15 protein-coding genes are annotated in these 18,190 nt (G+C 67.3%); 8 read left to right on the top strand and 7 right to left on the bottom strand.

The window, feature by feature from the left end; all coding sequences use genetic code 11:
- Positions 1-4 precede the first annotated feature (4 nt).
- Positions 5-601 (top strand): hypothetical protein, encoded by a 597-nt coding sequence (locus tag M3M55_RS15970; protein ID WP_249010496.1) that lies wholly within the window; start codon positions 5-7, stop codon positions 599-601.
- 199 nt (positions 602-800) lie between these two features.
- On the opposite strand, the gene mobF is transcribed toward M3M55_RS15970, so the two are convergent.
- Positions 801-4,001, bottom strand: coding sequence for a MobF family relaxase (gene mobF, locus M3M55_RS15965; protein WP_249010495.1), 3,201 nt, complete (start codon positions 3,999-4,001; stop codon positions 801-803).
- A 505-nt stretch (positions 4,002-4,506) separates the two neighbouring features.
- Here mobF and M3M55_RS15960 point away from each other — a divergent pair.
- The 7 genes from M3M55_RS15960 to M3M55_RS15930 all read left to right on the top strand — a co-directional run bounded on the left by M3M55_RS15960 (position 4,507) and on the right by M3M55_RS15930 (position 13,246).
- Positions 4,507-4,863 carry a PadR family transcriptional regulator gene (locus tag M3M55_RS15960; RefSeq protein WP_249010494.1) on the top strand — a complete coding sequence of 119 codons (357 nt, stop codon included), beginning with the start codon at positions 4,507-4,509 and terminating at the stop codon, positions 4,861-4,863.
- Positions 4,860-5,384 carry a hypothetical protein gene (locus M3M55_RS15955; RefSeq protein ID WP_249010493.1) on the top strand — a complete coding sequence of 175 codons (525 nt, stop codon included), beginning with the start codon at positions 4,860-4,862 and terminating at the stop codon, positions 5,382-5,384. Before M3M55_RS15960 ends, M3M55_RS15955 begins: the two co-directional genes overlap by 4 nt.
- A gap of 3 nt (positions 5,385-5,387) precedes the next feature.
- The gene (locus M3M55_RS15950) at positions 5,388-5,870 is read left to right on the top strand and encodes an ATP-binding protein (RefSeq protein ID WP_249010492.1); all 483 of its coding nucleotides are present in this window, start codon (positions 5,388-5,390) and stop codon (positions 5,868-5,870) included.
- Complete coding sequence (locus tag M3M55_RS15945) at positions 5,870-6,970, top strand: hypothetical protein (RefSeq protein WP_249010491.1); 1,101 nt, start codon at positions 5,870-5,872, stop codon at positions 6,968-6,970. Before M3M55_RS15950 ends, M3M55_RS15945 begins: the two co-directional genes overlap by 1 nt.
- 107 nt (positions 6,971-7,077) lie before the next feature.
- Positions 7,078-9,036 (top strand): class I SAM-dependent DNA methyltransferase, encoded by a 1,959-nt coding sequence (locus M3M55_RS15940; RefSeq protein ID WP_249010490.1) that lies wholly within the window; start codon positions 7,078-7,080, stop codon positions 9,034-9,036.
- The gene (locus M3M55_RS15935; protein WP_249010489.1) at positions 9,033-10,208 is read left to right on the top strand and encodes a restriction endonuclease subunit S; all 1,176 of its coding nucleotides are present in this window, start codon (positions 9,033-9,035) and stop codon (positions 10,206-10,208) included. The genes M3M55_RS15940 and M3M55_RS15935 overlap by 4 nt, the downstream gene beginning before the upstream one ends.
- Positions 10,205-13,246 (top strand): type I restriction endonuclease subunit R, encoded by a 3,042-nt coding sequence (locus M3M55_RS15930; RefSeq protein WP_249010488.1) that lies wholly within the window; start codon positions 10,205-10,207, stop codon positions 13,244-13,246. Before M3M55_RS15935 ends, M3M55_RS15930 begins: the two co-directional genes overlap by 4 nt.
- A gap of 15 nt (positions 13,247-13,261) precedes the next feature.
- Here M3M55_RS15930 and M3M55_RS15925 read toward each other — a convergent pair whose 3' ends face one another.
- The 6 genes from M3M55_RS15925 to M3M55_RS15900 form a co-directional block, all read right to left on the bottom strand.
- Complete coding sequence (locus tag M3M55_RS15925; protein WP_249010487.1) at positions 13,262-13,717, bottom strand: type II toxin-antitoxin system VapC family toxin; 456 nt, start codon at positions 13,715-13,717, stop codon at positions 13,262-13,264.
- The gene (locus M3M55_RS15920) at positions 13,714-14,607 is read right to left on the bottom strand and encodes a hypothetical protein (protein WP_249010486.1); all 894 of its coding nucleotides are present in this window, start codon (positions 14,605-14,607) and stop codon (positions 13,714-13,716) included. Before M3M55_RS15920 ends, M3M55_RS15925 begins: the two co-directional genes overlap by 4 nt.
- Before the next feature lie 280 nt (positions 14,608-14,887).
- The gene (locus M3M55_RS15915) at positions 14,888-15,190 is read right to left on the bottom strand and encodes a hypothetical protein (RefSeq protein WP_249010485.1); all 303 of its coding nucleotides are present in this window, start codon (positions 15,188-15,190) and stop codon (positions 14,888-14,890) included.
- Positions 15,191-15,461: 271 nt separating this feature from the next.
- Positions 15,462-15,710 carry a hypothetical protein gene (locus tag M3M55_RS15910; protein ID WP_249010484.1) on the bottom strand — a complete coding sequence of 83 codons (249 nt, stop codon included), beginning with the start codon at positions 15,708-15,710 and terminating at the stop codon, positions 15,462-15,464.
- A 188-nt stretch (positions 15,711-15,898) separates the two neighbouring features.
- Positions 15,899-16,648 (bottom strand): ParA family protein, encoded by a 750-nt coding sequence (locus M3M55_RS15905; protein ID WP_249012430.1) that lies wholly within the window; start codon positions 16,646-16,648, stop codon positions 15,899-15,901.
- Positions 16,648-18,069, bottom strand: a complete 1,422-nt coding sequence (locus tag M3M55_RS15900) for a DnaA N-terminal domain-containing protein (RefSeq protein ID WP_249010483.1) — start codon at positions 18,067-18,069, stop codon at positions 16,648-16,650. Before M3M55_RS15900 ends, M3M55_RS15905 begins: the two co-directional genes overlap by 1 nt.
- Positions 18,070-18,190 lie beyond the last annotated feature (121 nt).

Raw genomic sequence — 18,190 nt, 5'->3', positions numbered from 1 at the left:
ACTCATGGAGATCACGACAAGCCGTGAAAACGCTGATAGCCTCCTTGGTGTGAAGATCAACATGGCGCAGTTCGGCACCGGCGCGGTGCTCACAGGCGCCGATGCGGGCACCGGCGCCCAAGCGGAGATCGAACGACTGGTCGCCACGCTCGTCGACGACCAACCGGTCTTCCTGGACTTCAGCGACGTGCTGGCGGTCTCGGTGCCGTTCGTCGACGCCTCGCTCGGACGGCTGCTTAGCGGAAGAGTCGCCGGCTACTACGAAACACACCCGATCGCCGTCTTCGGCGCAAGTAACGATGTGCGCCAGACAATCGACGCCGCCCTGCGGCTGCATCACCTCTACGCGCTCGCCCTGGGCTCACCAGGGCCCGAGCTACTCGGCGCCGACGAGGTTCTCGCGACGACGATGCAGGAGGCCGTGAGGCTCGTCAACTTCAACGTGCATCAGCTCGCCGAAAGCCTCGACCTCTCGCCCCAGGCCGCCAACAACCGTTTGAGGCTGCTGTTGCGCAGCGGCGCGCTGCAACGCGATCGGGCCAAACCCGAACGCGGTCGCGGAGGCCGGGAGTTTCGCTACCGAGTTCCAGCTGCCGCGTAAATCATCTATGCGGGCACCCGCGGCGACCCGGCCCTGGCCGATGGCGCCGATCAGACAGCTCACAGGAATGTCGCGAGGCTTCGCTTGCGGCGCGAGCGCCGACACGACCGAAAGGCCGCTCTGCCGCGAACGCACCTAGCTGCTCCTCGAGACCTCAAACGCGACGACGGCTGAAGGACGTGGTCCCCGTCAGGCGGGGTCACGGTCGCATCGTGCGGCTGGCGATCCGGCGCGAGGCCGGTGGCGGGTCGGTCGGGGCCTGCGGGCTGGCTGCCCGCTTGGGCGAGGCCGGAGGAGCGGGCTGCAGTCCTCCGGGGCGCGTTGGCAGTGACTCGAGGCGTTGCGCTTCTCGCTGCCAGCGTTCGCGTGCCACGCGGTCCTCAGGCGGTGGGCCGAGTGCGCGGAGCAGATAATCGGGCGGCTCGGCGGGTGTACGGTCGAGGTGGTCCTCCGGCCGAGCGCGTCGTTCGTGCACGGCGTCGTCCACGGCTTGCGTCGGAGGTGCTGCGTCATCGCAGGCCGGCACGGTGACGGTCGTTGGGGTCGTGGCCTGCGGTCGCGCTACGTCCGCGCGCGGAGTTGTCGGATCGGTTGGGAGCGGCTGCGGTTCGGGCAGGTGAACAGAAAGCAGCACGGTCGGGTCAAGAGCGGACCGGATGCTCGCCTGCCGCTGGCGGTTGTCGGAGATTCGCTGTGCGTAGCGGCCCATGCGGTCTTCGTCGGTCCCGTCGGTGCCGAGGTCCTCGCGGGCGACGTGGACGGTGTGGCGGTAGATCGCGCGGGTGTCGCCGACGTAGGTCTCCTGCTTGGCTTGGGACCAGTGGCCGGCGAGAGTCGCGGTGCCGCTGACGGTCGCGCCTTGGGCAGGGAAGCTATGTAGCGCGTAGTTGAGCCGGATCGCGGCGGCGCGTTTGCCGGCGGCGTGCTCTACCCGTAGGCGTGACTGATCGACCTCGACGAGCCGCGGTTCCGCGCCAGGCTCGCGGAGCAGGAGCGTGAGTGTGTCGCGGTTGGGATCGACAGAGTCGATGATGGCAATTTGGCCATTCTCGACCCGTTTCGGCCGCGGTTGGCCCGGCTGGGCTGGAAAGGCGTACGCGGCGTTGCGGACCGCGACCACGTCGCCTGGGCGCAGCAGGTAGTCGCGGTCGACGGCGCGGATCGCCTGCTCGCCGAGCTCGCCTGCCTGGAGTCGTTTGCGCTGGGCAAGCTCGTTGACGAGATCGACATCGGAGTTGGGGCCGTGGATGATCAGCGCCGTTTCGGTTGGCGGGTAGCCTCGCCGCCACTCATCCCATTCTTCGACCATGCCGCCCATCGCCTTGGCGCGGGTGTCGTAGAGCCTGAGCGCCTGGTGTTTCTGGAGGATCGCGACAGCGTCAATACCGCGGCCCTCGTCGACGGCGATCTGGTAGTCGCGCAGCCACGGGTGCCCCTGCTCGGGGTTTTCAGGGTTGCGGTGCCGCCGGATCTCACATAGCTCTGCGGTAGGGATCCGCGGGTCGCGGAGCATCTCGGCGAACAGGCCCGGGAGCCGGATCGCGTCGTGCTGCCCGTCGTGCCCGACCGCGCGCATGGAGCCGCCGCGGTGCTCGACGCAGGTGGCAAGCTCTGCCCAGTGGCCGACATCGAGCTTGGTTGCCTCGTCGACGAACAGCACCGTCCGCTCGTCGACCTCGATCGCGCCGGCCCGAAGGCGGACCCTGAGCTGCTCAATGGTCAGCGCCGGTGCGGTGCCGCCGAGTTGCGCGGCCATCCGTCGGGCGGTAGTCCCGTCCATCGCGCACGCGAGCACCCGCCACCCGGCGGCCCGGTACGCCTCGGCCGCGGCGTGCAGCGTCGGACCCTTCCCAGTCCCTGCCCTGCCGGTCAAGCACACCCAGCCGCTACCGCTGGTGAGCAGCTCGAACGCGTCGCGCTGGTCGCGATCGAGGTGCTTGTCCTCGCCGAGCGCTGCCTCGGCAGCCGCCACCCCGGCCTCCAGCTCCGAGGCGTCAGCGCTCCCGACGGGATCTTCTCTCCCCGCCGCTCGCACCGCGACGTCGAGAACGTGTTGCTCGAGCTGGCGGATCTCGCGCGAGGTGATCCGCCCGCCGGCGAGCGTCAGCAGCTCGCCCTGTGGGCATTCCATCTGCGCCAGCAGTCGGGTGGCGTGCTCAGCGGACAGGCGGCCGGCGGCGGCCTCGAACACAAGCGCGCGGGCGCGAGCGAGGCTGACCGTCGGTCCCTGCTCGCGCAGTTGCGCGAGCACCACGCTTCGAGTCGCAGCCACGGTTCCCGCCTCCCTGGTGTCGGTCTGAGGCTCGTATCGGCGCAGTTGGCTGCCGGAGCCGGGGCCGAAGTCGTGCTCCTGCCCGAGCGCGTCCCACACGTCGCGCAGCCGCTCGGGCTTGAGGTCGTGGTCCTTGGCCTGCCGCGTTTCCTTCGCCAGGACCGCGAGCGCGCCGCCCTGCAGCCTGACGCCGAGTTCTTTCTCGACCTTGGCGCGCGCCTGAGCGACCTCTCGCGAACGCGGCGACATCACCTCGCACAGGCTCTCTGGCACGCCGTTCACCTCGAAGTAGCGGCCGCGATCGCCTGTGCCCGAGCGCACCGCCCACCCGGCGCTTACGAGCGCGTCGGCTACCTGGGCGCGAAACAAGGCGCCGCCCTCCAAGGCGGCGTCGTGGCGAAACCACTCCCACGAGTCCGCCGCCACCAGCCGCCCGTCCGTGCGGGTAACGCCGATCACGAGGTTGTGGACATGCAGCTGCGGCGCCGGCGCCCGATCACCCCGCGCTCGCCGGGCAGTCACATGAAGCGAAGAGGCGACCGCCGCCCCAGCGGCGGCCTCGCGGATCCGCATGCCGTCCTTGCCGCGGCGGTGAACGACCGCCTTGTTGCGGGCCATGTACTGGACCGTGCGCTCCGCCGCCATGAGCAGCGCGTCTTCGATCACTCGTCGGTCTGAGCCGTCGGCCATCGCCCACAGCACCGACACCGACTTCGGGACCGACAGCGTCATCTCCACGTGCGCGACGCCGGTCACCCGCTCGACCACCGGCCGTCCCTCGTCATCAAGCACGGGCTGGCCGTGCTCGTCGCGCGCCTGGCGCTTAAGCGCTCCGGGGCGACGGAGCTGCTCGCCGCTCTGAACGTGCTGACCCTGGAGCACAGCGATCAACTGCTCACGCTCGATCGCATCCCCGCGTCTGACCCCGAACTGGCCCAGCGCGCCATCGGCGCCCAGCCACAGCGAGGAGCTCCGTCCAGTCCGGCGCTCGAGCGCCTCGCTCTCGAGCTGGTAGTCGGTGCGCGCGAACGCTTCCGGCGCCGCCTCGGCCTCGAGGCGGTAGTCGCCTGCGCGTGCGGCGTCGGCGTGGTTGCCGACCTCGACGACTACTTTTGAGAGCGTCAGCACAGGCCTCAGCCAGCCAGTTCAGTGCACGATGAACTCACGGTGGCCAGGGTGGCACGACACCCGGACGGGACGGAGGACGCAGTCCGTTTAGTCTGGTGCGACGAGCGAAGCGAGGAGCGACGCCTTGTTGATGATGCTCGGAGTGTCGCCTCGTCGAACGGACTCGTAGGGGAAGGCTCGGAGGTGTCAAGGGTCTCGGCAGCCTCTTCGACGTGAACGTGAGGCGCCGGAGATTGGCTGGCTCGACTTCGGGCTCCTCGGCACCGGACTGGCGGCGCTCAACCTCGACGGCAGCGTTTCAGCCAGCGGCGACGCGGATGACCTCGTCGAACTCGTCACTGTCCCACCACCGCTGGGGCCAGGCGAGGGATACGGAGCCGAGCCCGAACGGGTCATCGGACACGGCCTTCAGCTTGCCAGTGGGACCGTGAGGTGGCCGTGGCAGGACCGATGTGCGTACCTGGATAATATGCCTAACCGGTAGCTCGGCGCGTATAATCGAGGCGTGGAGGATTCTCCAACTTTTCGAGCCGTGATGCGCCTGGCGAGCGAGCGGCCCGAGTGGGTGCCCGTACTCCAGGCCGCATGCGTGTGTGCGGAGCGGGCCGAGCAGTTCGACGGTGAGTTCGCCGGGGCGTGGGTCCTTTCCGAGTTGAAGCAGGCGACGGGTGAGGGGTGGCGCCCGGGTCTGCGGACGCTTGCCACCTACGGGCTCCTAGAGAAATCCGGGGAGTCGGTCCGTGGCGGTCGCCGTGCGTACTACCGCATGACGGATCGGCTGGGGGTTGAGTCGGTGCTCGCCGAGCTGCAGCGCAGGAAGATCATCGGTCAGCCGACCGCTCGACAAGGAGCCTCCGGATGAACGCGCGCATCCCACTCCTCAAGGCAGCGGACATCGGAAGCAGGCAGGTAGTCCGGATCGGGCTGTGGTGGTCACGGGGACAGTTAGCTCCCGGGTTCGAGGCGTACAACGCAGGATTTGAAGAGGCGAGAGAGCTTCTGACGGCGGCAGCGGGACGCCACCCGGCGACGGTCACGGTGTACGACGCAGTCACCGAGGACGAAGGACTAGACCTGTACGAGCAAAGCGTGAAGCCGAGTGCCTCGCCGGGCGAATCGAGCTGGTGGGACTACCGGATCAGTGGCGTGTTCGGTTCGAGGCAGCATCCCGGATGTTGGACGGGGCGTGCTGTGCCTCTTCTGCTGATGCACTTCGACGGCGCTCCCGCGCCATACGCAGTACCACATGAGGAGCGCCGAGAGCACGACGGCTCCCACGAGCGCCAAGTCCGCACGATCCTCGACGTGCTCCGGATGCTCAACCCTGCCGAGCAGGAGCGGCTCTTCGGGACGCAGCTCCTTCCTGGCGGTGGGGGAGGGTAAGGATTGCACCTGCTCGTCGCTGGCATCCCAGGGGCCGGCAAGTCCACGTTTGCTCGATGGCTCGTATCTGAGCACGGGTACGTGCGGTGTCCTTCCGGCGAGGAACCCGGAACGAATTTCTTTCGGGACATCGATGAGGCCAGGCAGACGAGTGAGAAGGTCGTCATCGACTGGGGGTTTCCAGTTGGCATGCTCGACACGGTACGTTTGTTGATCGCAAGCGGCGTGGAGCCGTGGTGGTTCGACGGGGATCGTGATGCTGCACTGGAAGCCTTCCTCGCCCGGACAGGCCATCCTGCAACGAGGGCTGCGTGGGACGTGCAGCTCGGGAGCATCGAGGAGCACTGGGACGACCTGGCTAGCACCTTCGAGGGACGAATACTCGACGTCATTTCGACCGGGCCCGTGCACGTCTCGAACGTGGAACGGTGGCAGCGGATCCAAAGCCACCGCGATGCCTCGCTTTCACGGGATGCTGAGGTGTGATGACGGACAACGGCACGGTGGCTGAACAGAGTGCAGTGAGCATCGCGATCGACCTTGGCTGGCGGTTCGCTGAGCTGTACGACGCTGAAAGGCTGCCCGGACCGAGTGGGAAGCGGCCGCACCTCCCTGAGTACCTTCCGGGCCTTGGCGAGATGACGGCGCACGAGAAGGCACGTGCTCTGAGTGCGCGTGTGGGGGCAGACCTGGCAGTCCTCGGGAAGGCAACGGGCGGAAAGCTTCCGGACGCGTCCACGATCGACCGTGCTCTAGCGATCCCGGGGCACAAGCGAGATTCGGTTCGCTCCGCTGTCCACGACCTCTACCTCGAGGTTCGGGATGGTCTTGCTGGTGGCGATCCCGCTGTCGCTCTAGCTTTCGGGCTCGGACGAATGCTGGCGGACACGACGCTCCTCCCGTCATCGAAGTCCCCGGCCGTGCTAGTGAGAGAGTTCGACAAAGGGCGGATTAGCAACGCGTTCGAGTGGCTCGATGACCTTGACTCTGCGCTCCCGCCTCGTGCAGCAGCAGCCGTGGAGATGTCGCTGGGAGCCTGGGAGGACTGGGTCGCCAAGGCGATGAAGGGCGACGCGATACCTCCAGGAAAGGTCGATGGACTTGCCATCCGGGCGCTACGCCGACAGGGGAAGATGTGGCGCAGGCTCCTCACCGGGGAGCAGCTCGCAGAGCATCTCCTCGATTCCAAGGCGTACATCGGTGCAGCAGCGAGCTTGCTCGCCAAGTTGCGCAAGCTGACGTTCCACTACGCCTGGAAGTGGTTGTGGGCGATCGTCCTGGCCCTGGGAGCGATCGCAGCGGCGGTGTGGGCCTCGGTGACCTACGCCCCTGCCGGGAGTGCTCGGGTCGCAGCCGTCATCGCCTCGGCAGCCGGGTTCCTTGGAGTGTCATGGACGGGTATCCGGGCCACCCTGGGTCGTGCCCTTCGCCAAGCGGAGTCAGCCATGTGGGACGCTGAGGTGGTAGCCGCGATCGGGAAGGCTGCGACCATCCTGCCGAAGTCGAAGCTGGACCGGCCCGAACCACCGAAGGTCGAGGAGCCGGAGGACGAGGACGAGGATGCCGGTCCGGCGGGAGCGGCATAGGCCTCACGGTGCTCACGGGGCAGATTTGGGCGGACTGGCAAGCCTGCAGTCGATCGCTTCGCCGCTGCCGGATTCCGCGGAGCCTCTGGCGATAATCGGGGACCGAGATGGCTGAGCTGAACAACCACGCGAACCTGATTTGGGGGATAGCGGAGCTGCTGCGCGGCGACTACAAGCAGTCCCAGTACGGTGACGTGATCCTGCCGCTTGTGGTGATGCGGCGGCTAGACCAGGTGATGGAGCCAAAGCGCGACAAGGTAATCGCTCGCGCGGAGCAGCTTGCGGGGATCGGTGTGGAGCATCCAGAGGCGGCGCTGTCGCAGGTCGCCGGCGTGCCGTTCTACAACACGAGCAAGCTCCGCTTCCACGAGCTGCTAAACGACCCCGGGCATGTCGCCGGGCACCTCGAGCACTACATCGATGGGTACTCGCCGATCGCGCGGCAGGTCATCGAGAAGTTCGACTTCGACAAACAGATCGAGAGGCTCCGGTCCGCGAACCTGCTGTACAAGGTGATCGCCCGGGTGTGTGAGGTCGACCTGCACCCCGACCGGGTCTCAAACGCGGAGATGGGCGCGATCTTCGAGGAGTTGATCCGGCGGTTCGCGGAGGCGTCGAACGAGACGGCGGGCGAGCACTTCACCCCGCGTGAGGTCGTGCGGCTGATGGTCAACCTGCTGCTCGACGGCGACGAGGCGGCGCTATCCGGGCCGGGTGTGCGGCGCAGCGTGTTCGATTGCGCGTGCGGGACCGGCGGGATGCTGTCGGAGGCGGACGCGCAGATCCACCGCTACAACGCGGCGACCGAGGTGCTGCTGTACGGGCAGGAGCTGAACCCGCAGTCGTACGCAATCTGCCTGGCGGACATGCTCGTCAAGGGGCAGGATGCGAATCGGATCGTGTTCGGCAACTCGCTGTCGGACGACGGTCACAAGGGCGAGCGCTTCCACTACTGCATCGCGAATCCGCCCTTCGGGGTCGACTGGTCGAAGGTCGAGACCGAGGTCCGCGACGAGTACGAGCGGCTCGGGCTGGACGGCCGGTTCGGGCCGGGGCTACCGCGCAAGTCTGACGGGCAGCTGCTGTTTCTGCTCCACCTGATCTCGAAGATGCGCGCGCCCGAGAACGGCGGTGGGCGCGTCGCGATCGTTCACAATGGCTCGCCGCTCTTCACCGGCGGTGCCGGCTCCGGCGAATCGAACATCCGGCGGTTCATCCTCGAGAACGATCTGCTCGAGGCGATCGTTGCGCTGCCCGAGCAGATCTTCTACAACACCGGGATCGCCAGCTACGTCTGGCTGCTGTCGAACCGCAAGGGCCCGAAGCGCCGTAGCTTCGTGCAGCTGATCGACGCCCGCGAGATGTGGGCGAAGATGCGCAAGAGCCTCGGGGAGAAGCGCCGCTTCCTGACCGACGAGCAGATCGCCGAGATCACGCGGATCCACGGCACTCTCGAGCAGAGCCATCGGTCGAAGCTGATCCCGACCGTCGAGTTCGGTTACCGGACGATCACCGTCGAGCGGCCATTACGTGCGCACTGGGAGGTCGGGGCCGACACGTTCGCCAGAGTTGAGTCCGAGAAGTGGTTTGCGAAGGTGCCGGTGGGCGTGCGTGCCGCGGTCGCCGCTGCGCTGCGGTCGATGCCGGATACGCGGTTCGGCAACGAGGACGCGTGCAAGACCGAGCTTCGCCGGGTCCTCGCCGCGGCCGGCCTATCAGGGCCGGCAGCGGCGCTGCTGCGGAGCCTGGGTTCGGTCTGCCTCGTCCGCGATGCGGCCGACGCGATTGTCACCGACGGGAAGGGCGCCCCGCTCCCCGATCCGGAGCTACGCGACGCCGAGAACGTCCCGTTGACCGAGAACCTTGACGACTACCTCGCGCGCGAGGTCCTGCCCCACATCCCCGACGCCTGGGTCCCCGAGCCGGAAGGCAAGATTGGCTACGAGATTCCGTTCACGCGCGTGTTCTACACGTACACGCCGCCCCGGCCGAGCGCCGAGATCAAGGCCGAACTGCGGGAGCGTGGGGCGAGGATCCGGGAATTGCTGGAGCAGGCGCTCACGTGAGGTTGAAGTACGTCGTTTCGGAGGTCGACGACCGCAGGCGGCTCGATGGCTCACTCCCGCTCCTTACGGTTTCGATCCACCGTGGGGTTCAGCCTGCGCCGTCCGAGCAGGCGGGCGGCGACTCTGAATACAAGGTCTGCCGGGCCGGGCAGCTTGTGCTGAACCGCATGCGAGCTTTTCAGGGCGCGCTCGGTGTGGCGCCCGTGGATGGCCTCGCGAGTCCCGACTACGCGGTGCTTGAAGTGTCGGCGGAGCACTCCCCCGATTTTGTCGCGTACCTCCTGAGGTCACCCTGGGGCGTGGCCGCGATGGCCGCGCGCATTCGCGGGATCGGAGGAGTCGAGAACGGGAACGTCCGGACTCCGCGGATCAACGTCCAGGACCTTGGCGAGATCGAGTGCAGCATGCCGAATGCCCACGACCAGCAGAAGATCGCGGACTTCCTCGACTGTGAGTGCGCGCGGATCGATGAGCTGCAGGCGGAACTGCGGAGCGTTGCCGTCGCCGCGGAGGAGGGTGCGCGCGAAGCGCTGCGAGGACTGATCTTTGACGGGCAAGTTCCGCTCGCCCCGATCAAGTTCTATGCCAGGACCGGAACGGGGCACACGCCATCACGGACGCACCCTGAGTTCTGGATAGAGAAAGACCGGGTCGTTCCCTGGTTCACCCTCGCGGATGTGAACCAGATCCGAGATGGCAGGCGGGTCGTCGTTACGGACACTGCCGAACGAATCACGCATGTGGGGATCGCAAACAGCTCAGCTGTGCTGCATCCTGCTGGGACCGTCGTTCTGTCTCGTACTGCGTCCGTCGGGTTCTCGGCGATTATGGGTGTCGACATGGCTGTTTCCCAGGACTTCATGACCTGGACCTGCGGGCCGCACTTGGAGCCCCGGTATCTGCTCTGGACGCTCCGCGCGATGCAGCCGGAGCTCCGGGGACTGATGTACGGGTCGACGCATAAGACGATCTATATGCCGGACTTGGAGGCGATCCGGATCCCTCTTCCCGGACTTGGCCGCCAGCATGAGATCGTCCTCGAGGCAGAACGCAATGCCGCTTCAACGGTGCCTCTCATCGATGAGATCGCCGCCGCAGACGCGGGCCTCGCCGAATACCGCGCCGCTCGGATCACCGAGGCCGTGACCGGCAAGGTTCAGGTCTCCGCATGACAGCCAAGATCGCGCATACGGAGGAGACATTTGAAGCGCTGATCGTGTCCGAGATGACCGTCGACGGGAGCTGGATCACTGGCGATCCGCACGGCTACGACCCGACCCTCGGCTTGTACCCGGAGGACGTGCTCGCGTTCGTGAAGCAGACGCAGCCGAAGAAGTGGGCTCGGCTGGTCGGGCTGGCGGGTGGCGAGAAACCGGCCGAGACGAGCCTGACAAAGCGACTTGCGTCGCAGCTCGACAAGATCGGCGCGGTCACCGTCTTGCGTGATGGGATCTCGGAGCGCGGCGTGAACTTGAGTCTGTGTCAGCTCAAACCGGCGCACTCGATTGACCCGGAGACGTCCGAGCGGTACGCGCAGAACCGCCTGCGGGTGGTGAGGCAGGTTCGCTATGACCCGGACTCGGGGAATGCGCTGGATCTGGTTCTGTTCGTGAACGGGACCCCGACGGCGACGGCCGAGTTGAAGAACCGCTGGACGGGGCAGACGTATCGGGAGGCGCTGCACCAGTACCGGCACGACCGGGATCCGACGAACGTGCTGTTCGCGCGGCGGGCGTTTGTGCACTTCGCGCTTGACGCGGAGGAGGCGTACATGACCACTCGCCTGAGCGGTGAGAGCACCCGATTCCTGCCGTTCAACCAGGGCAGTCACGGAGCCGGCCAACCTGGCGGAGCTGGCAACCCGGGCGACCCGGACGGTCATCCGACGTCGTACGTATGGCGCCAGTTGTGGGATCGCGACCGATGGCTTGAGCTGATCCAGGGTTTCGTGCACGTCGAGGCCGGGCCCAAAGGAGGCCGTGCCTCGATCGTATTCCCGCGTTTCCATCAGTGGGATGTCGTGCTGGAGTGTCACGCCCATGCGCGGGTTCACGGTCCGGGGCAGAGCTATTTGATCCAGCATTCGGCGGGGTCGGGGAAGACCAAGGAGATCGCGTGGCTCGCGCACGACCTCTCGACACTGCACACCGACGAGGATGAGAAGGTGTTCTCGAAGGTCATCGTGATCACCGACCGGCGGGTACTGGATCGCCAGATGCGCGATCAGATCCGCCAGTTTGAGCAGACGGCCGGCGTGTTCCGCTCGGTGACCGACAGCTCAAGCGAGTTGCTGGAGGCGTTGCGGTCACACGAGGCGCAGATCGTCTCGACGACGATCCAGAAATTTCCGTTCGTGCTGGAGAAGCTCGATGAGGACGACGACCTGAAGGCGAAGACCTATGCGTTGATCGTCGATGAGGCGCACTCCTCCCAGAGCGGCGAGGCGGCGACCGACCTGAAGGAACTGCTCGGGTCCAGAACCGTCGACGACCTGGATCTTGACGAGGACGACGGCACTCCCGCGGCGCTGCTCGCGCGGCTGGCAGCGAGGGGTCGTCAGCCGAACCTGAGCTTCTTCGCGTTCACCGCAACCCCGAAGGGCAAGACGCTCGAGCTGTTCGGGACCAAGCGGCCGGACGGCCGGCCCGCGGCGTTTCACACCTACTCGATGCGGCAGGCGATCGAGGAGGGGTTCATCGTCGACGTGCTCAAGAACTACACCACGTACGAGCAGCTCTACCGGCTCGAGAGCGCGGCCGGCGAGCAGCTCGAGGTGCCCTCCAGCGAAGCCGCGAGGCGGCTGGCGCAGTTCGCGCAGCTGCACCCGTACGTGAAGGCCCAGAAGGCGAAGGTCGTGATCGACCATTACAAGCGAGTCGTGCGGCCGCTGCTCGGCGGGCACGCGAAGGCGATGGTGGTCTGCGAGAGCCGCGAGGAGGCCGTCCAGTGGAAGCGGGCGCTTGACCAGGAGATCGAACGCCACGGCCACAGCGACGTCAAGGCGCTGGTGGCGTTCTCCGGCGAGGTGACCGTCCGTAACTCTCAGGCCGACAACGTCGGCATGACGTATACCGAGCCGGCGATGAACGCGATCGACGGCAAGCCGCTGCCTGAGACCAAGCTACCAGACGAGTTCAAAAAGCCCGCTTACGGGATCCTGATCGTCGCCGAGAAGTACCAGACCGGGTTCGACCAGCCGCTATTGAGCGGGATGTATGTCGACAAGACGCTCACCGGCGTCAACGCCGTGCAGACTCTGTCGCGACTGAACCGCGCCCACCCAGGTAAGGAGAACGTCTACGTCCTCGACTTTCGCAACACAGCCGAGCACATCCGCGACGCGTTCCTCCCGTTCTACGAGCGCACCGAAGCGACGCCGACCGACCCGAACGTGCTCTTCGACGCCGCCGATCAGGTCCGCGGCTTCGCCGTGATCTCCGACGATGACCTCGCCGCGTTCGCGGATGCCTACACGACTCTGGCCGGGCTAGCGCCGGAGAAGCAGCACGCTCTGCTGTCGAAGCTCACCCAGGCGGCGTTTGATCGCGCGGGCGAGTTAGACGCGGACGGCCGCCGGGAGTTGCGGGACGCGCTCGACCGCTTCATCCGCTTCTACGGGTTCCTAGCCCAGGCGCTCGCATGGGTCCCGCCAGACACCGAGTTGCTGTACCAGTTCAGTCATGCGCTCCTGCCGCGCTTACGGGACAGCGGCGCCGGAGGCGGGCAGGTCGATCTCACCGGAGCGATTGTGCTCACCCACCACCGACTCGAGCAGCTCGCCACCGAGCACATTGAACTCGACGCCGATGAAGCTAAGCCGCTGACCGCTACCGCCGGGGACGGCACCGGCAAGACCTCAGGACAGGGCGAGATCCCGATGGGCATGCTGGGCGAACTGGTCGAGTTGTTCAACGAGCGATACGGCAAGGAACTGTCCGACGCCGACGCCCTCCGGGTCCTAACTGACGTTCGAGACAACGTCGCCGCCGCCAACCCGCAACTCGTCGACCAAGCCGGCGCGAACACACGCGAGGATTTCATCGCCAACCGCGACGCGATGCTGATCGACGCTGCTATGGACACCGGCAGCGACCGCGACCGCCAGGGCGAAGTGCTGAAGGCGTTCCTCGATGACGACGACTTCCGGAAGCGAGCCGGATCGCTGATCTTCGGGTCGATCTACGACAAGATGGCCAACACTTCGTTCTGAGTACGTCGGAGACCGCTACTCAGCGGAGAGCGGCAGATAGAGGACTTCGAGACCTGGATCTGTGATCCGGGCTTGATCCTGATCGCACGTCAGCAGCGCATGCCGTCGCGATCCCGCCGTTGCCGCGATCCAGAGGTCGTTATCCCCGACGTTCCAGCCATTCTGCTTGCTCAGCGTCTTGAGCCGTGCCCACTCGTCAACGACGGACATGTCCAGTGGCAGCTGAAGGAACCCAGCTATGCGTTGCTCTTCGCGGGCGATCTTGGCTGGCCCCCAGTTAGCGCTCGCGAACCCGAATCGAGACTCGGCGAGCGTGATCACGCTGATCGCCAGGATCGCGGACTCGATCCGAGCGATGGTCTGCTGTGGCCAGTGCGCGAACTGATCCGGATGGGTTGCCCGCTTCGCTGTGGCACCGACGAAGCTCGAGTCGCACACGACGACCTCGGGCACCGCGGAAGGCGCGCTCATTTCTCCAGCAGGGCGGCCAGGTACAGGTCGTCGCTTGCGTCATTCCAGTCGGTCACGCCCAGCGATGAAAGGCCCTGTGGCGCTGAGATCCCTTGGCGCGACGCGAGCACCTGCTCGTCGATCTGCTCGGTCGTGAACAGCGATGACTGCTCAAGATCAACCGGCTCAATGCGCTCGATCGTCATCGTTCCGCGAAGCGGACTGGTCAGCGTCCCGCTGCCTGTGACCCAGACGATTCGGTCGAGCATCGTCTTGACGCGCTCCTCGAGCGGTTCGGGGTACTTGCAGGACCATTCGACGCCGGCCGCCGTCCGAATCCCGAGCCGATCGGGTTCTAAGTCGAGCAGGTGGAGGCGACCCGAGATCGTCGTCACTTCGCTGGGCTCTGGTTCGGTCGTGGCGTTTGCCACGCGATCGAGGAGCTCCTTGTCGACGAGCAGCGGGCGTGAGGCCGAGCCTGGCAGCGCGATGGATAGTGAGCCATCGCCGCCGGCTGCCCGGCAAGCCTTCCCGAGGGACTCGATCACGGACGGAGGAACGGCTCGCACCGCTGAGAGGTCCGCCGTAAGCGCCTTGAGGGTCGTGAGCGAGATGGGCTCCTCGTCGAACAGTGCTTCCTCATCGTCGTCTTCGCTGATGAGCTCGGGTTCGAGCGTGGCGATCCCGCTGCCGGTCCTAAACCCAACCAGACGGAAGGCGGTGACGGCCTCGGCACGCCGATCGGGGTGGCCCGACTTCTTCGTCTGTTGGCCCCGGCCGGCTCGATCGTAGTCGCGGAGGGCGGCGAGGAAGTTGTCGACGAAGGACTCGAAATCGGCCAGGCTGACGCCGCGCTCGGCCCGAGCGCCCTTCATTGTCAGCGTGATCTGATTGTCGCCGGTGTCCGTCATCGCCTCGCAATCTTCGCTGTGACGCGTGCAAGTCCTATCGTCGCACGCTCGGGGGCAGATGCAGGGCGACGGCATGCGCGGTGCAGCCGATCGTCGGTCCTCGCAGGTAGGTCGTGGGTGGGGCAGGGTTGATCGCATGGCCACAGGAGTCGAAGGCCTCGAGCGGTGCGCACCACGACCAACCGCCCGCGCAACTGGCAGGTGCAGCTGTAGTCGTCCACGACGGGTATTCCGGCGGCAAGACAGGCGCGGACGGCGCGGTCACGCTGAGCTGAGCGCGTCATCTGCGCACCTCCCACGGGATCCCGGTGCCGTAGCGCCGCAGCGGCTTGTAGCCGTCGGGCAGCTGCGTGTGGCCGTGCTTGGTCAGGCGGAAGTGGATGGCGCTCTCGATGAGCCCCTCCTGCTCGAGTTGGTCGAGCAGCTGGAGCAGCGATCCGTTCGTCCGGTCGTCCCACTTCAACGTGTCGCGGAGTTCGGCCTCGCAGATGTGAAGGCCGCCGCTGTCGATGCGGGCGAGGATCTCCCGTTCCACTTCGACGGGGATCTGGCGTCGTCGGGTGTTGAGGGCGACGGTGGTCATCGGCCGGCCTCCTTCGGGCGGACCAGGAACGAACCCCCGGCGCCGTCGGCGCACTCGGGGCAGCTGACCTGCCGGCCGCGGCCGTGAGTGTGCTCGTGGCCGCAGACCACGCACACCTCTGTGGCGTGTCGGGTTCGGATCGTCGTGTCGGCCGGCGACGGGTCGACGGCTGTTGGGTTGAGTCGAGTGTGCATCTGGTTGGACTCCTCTGGGGTCGGCGCTGGCGTGGCGGCGCGGCTGGGGTTGTGTGGGGACGCGCTTCGGATTGGGATCACCCCTTCGCTTGCTTGGTCAGCGGGTGGCGGCTGCTGCGGCGTCCGTGGATGCGGGCGTCGTCGGCCCGGTCGACGAGCGCGGCGATGTGGTCGGCCGGCTGGTCGAGTAGCTGCGTAATGGCTGCCGTCGCCATCAGGCCGACCGGCAGCCGGAGCTCTCGGGCGGTGTCGCTGAGTTCGGCGAGGAGCTCGTGCGGGAGTCGGAAGCTGCCGACGCCGGTCGGCCCGCTCCATTCACGCCACACGCCGTCGCGCGGTTCTGTCTGGGCCTGGTCGCCAGCCCGCTTCTGGCCTCCGGCAGCGCGTGGCGTCGAAGGCGGAGCCGGCTTGCGGCGAGTGGTCTTTCCGGGCGCAGCGCTCGGTGCCTCGGGTGCTGGCGTGGCGCTCGGCCCGAGTGGGTCGTCGAGCTGGAGCCCTCGTTGCCTGATCGAGGTCATGCGATCACCCGCCGTGCGTCGAGCTGCTCGGCGAGCTGGCGGTATGCGAGCGTCACTGCGCTGTCTGGCGCCGAGAGCGCGATCGGCGTCCGGGCGACGTCGGCGTGCTCGACCGCAACCCGATCGGGAACGCGCGCGACGGGCTCCAGCCCAAGCGCTGCGAGTGCGCCGTCGATCACATCGCTCATCACCCGCCTCGGCTTCGCCTTGGTGACGATCACCGACAGGTCAGGCAGCGGCTGTCGGAGGCGGCCGAGCTTCGCGATCGTGCCGCGGAGCTCGGCGACGCCCTGGGCGGCTCCTTCGTCGTCGGCTGCGACCGGCGCGACGACGACGTCGGCTGCGACAAGGGCGTTGACCGTAAGGAGCCCGAGGTTCGACGGCGTATCGATGACGATCGCGTCGTAGTCGAGGACCTCGAGCGCGGCACGCAGCACGATCTCGCGCCCGACCTCGCCGGCCAGCGCGAGCTCGACGCCGGCGAGCTCTCGTGTCGCCGGCATCACATCGATCCCATGGACGTCTGACACGATCGGCTCGTCAGGGTCGACCCAGCCAGCGAGGACGTCGACGACGGTGGCCTTGAGCGCGCCCAACTCGATCCCGAGTCGCCGGGTCAGAGCGAACTGCGGGTCGACGTCGACCGCCAGCACGCTGCGGCCCGCCTGGGCGAGTAGCATGGCCACGTTGATTGCTGACGTCGTCTTGCCGACGCCGCCCTTCTGCTGCGCGCAAACGCAGATCATCACGACACCTCTCTTTGTTGGTTGTGGGCTTGCGTGTAAGCGGACGGGTCAGCCATCGCGCCGATCATCAGGTCGGGCAACGACCGATCCGGGGTGATCTGCCGGTTCTGGTGGCGAACCGTTGACGAGCCGTCACAGAGCCGTGGTGTCCCGTCACAAAGCTGTGCGGCGACCGCGCGCTCGACCTCGTCGGCGATCCGCAGCGATCGCCCGATGCGCTGGGCGGCCGCGTCGAGCAGCCGGCCGAACCGTGATCGGACCCAGCTAGCCGTAGCGGCCGGTGCGGCGATGACCAGCGTCCCGCCGTCGACGGCGATCAGCTCCAGTGGAGCTAGCCAGATCTCGAACTGGCTCTCACCAGCCGCGTCGAGCAAGAACGCGCGAATCTCCGACCAGACGGCGCGGTCTGCTCCGTTCTCCGCCGCCAGTCGTTCACGGATCGCAGCGAGGTCGACGACGACCTGGCGTCGGCGCTTGCGACCGCGGTCGGTGACGTAGGTCTCCTCGACGAGGATCGAGTCGGGGTGAAGCCCCCCTGCAAGGGGGGTTGGGGGGCGAGCAGTTGTTCTGGGGTTCTGGGGTTGCCTTCCCGCGCGCACGTGGGGCGCCGGGGTTTGCGCCGGGGTTTCTGCCTGCGATTGCGGCCAAAGGGTCTGCGCCTGGCAGGGGTTCCGGGTCGAATCCCCTGACAACGGTGGACGCTTCTCCGCCGGAACCGTCTGGTCCTGACAGGTGTTTCCGCTCTCAACCCCCGACAACGCTGGACGGTTCTGCGGCGCGGCGGGTGCAACCAGCGGCCGCGCGCCGGTCGGCGGCGCCACCCGGCGCGGGGTGACCGCCACGGCGCCCGCCAAGCCACGCGCTCGAGGATCCGTGACCACCCAGCGGTTCAGCCGGCCGCGACCGCCACAGGAGCTGTCAACCGCGACCTCGCCCGAGGCGACAAGCGCTCGACAGACCCGACGGTAGGTCCGGTCGCTGATCCCGGCGGCCGCGCACAGCTGCTCAGTCGTCAGACCGTCGACGCTGCCCTCGACGTCTGCCAGGGCGGACAGGGCTGCAACCAGTAGCCGCGCCGAGCCCCGAGCCCTGCTGTACCCGAGCGCGGACTCGAACAGCTTCGCGTTGATCTCCCCGTCCCACCACGGTCCCTCAACAGCGAATGGCAGCGCCAGCACGGAAGCGCGGCCGCGCCCGGTCGCCGCCGTCTCCACGACCACAAGCCCGCGCTGCGCCAAACGATCGCGAGCCTGCAAAACCGCGCTCCGTGCCAGGCCGGCCCGCGCCGCGGCCGCCGGCGTTCCAGGCCAACAGCGGCCCTCCCGATTGGCGAACGAGGCCAGCGAGAACGCCGCCAGCCGCTCGCCGGAGGACAGGTCACAAGGCAGCGCCAGCGCGGCGGCGATCGCAGTGTGGCTCATCGACCCGCTCCGGCGACCGAGGCGGCCGAGGGGACCAACGTGGGGGTGTGGCTAAATGCCATCGCCAGTCCCGGCGCAACGAGACGCAGGAGCTCGCGGAGGCCTCAGCTCACCGCCAGAA

It is taken from the genome of Conexibacter sp. DBS9H8, from assembly GCF_023330685.1.
In the GTDB taxonomy this organism is placed as follows: Bacteria; Actinomycetota; Thermoleophilia; order Solirubrobacterales; family Solirubrobacteraceae; genus Palsa-465.
The sequence above is the reverse complement of the archived record's forward strand: the minus strand, read 5'-3'. Positions and strand labels throughout refer to the sequence as shown.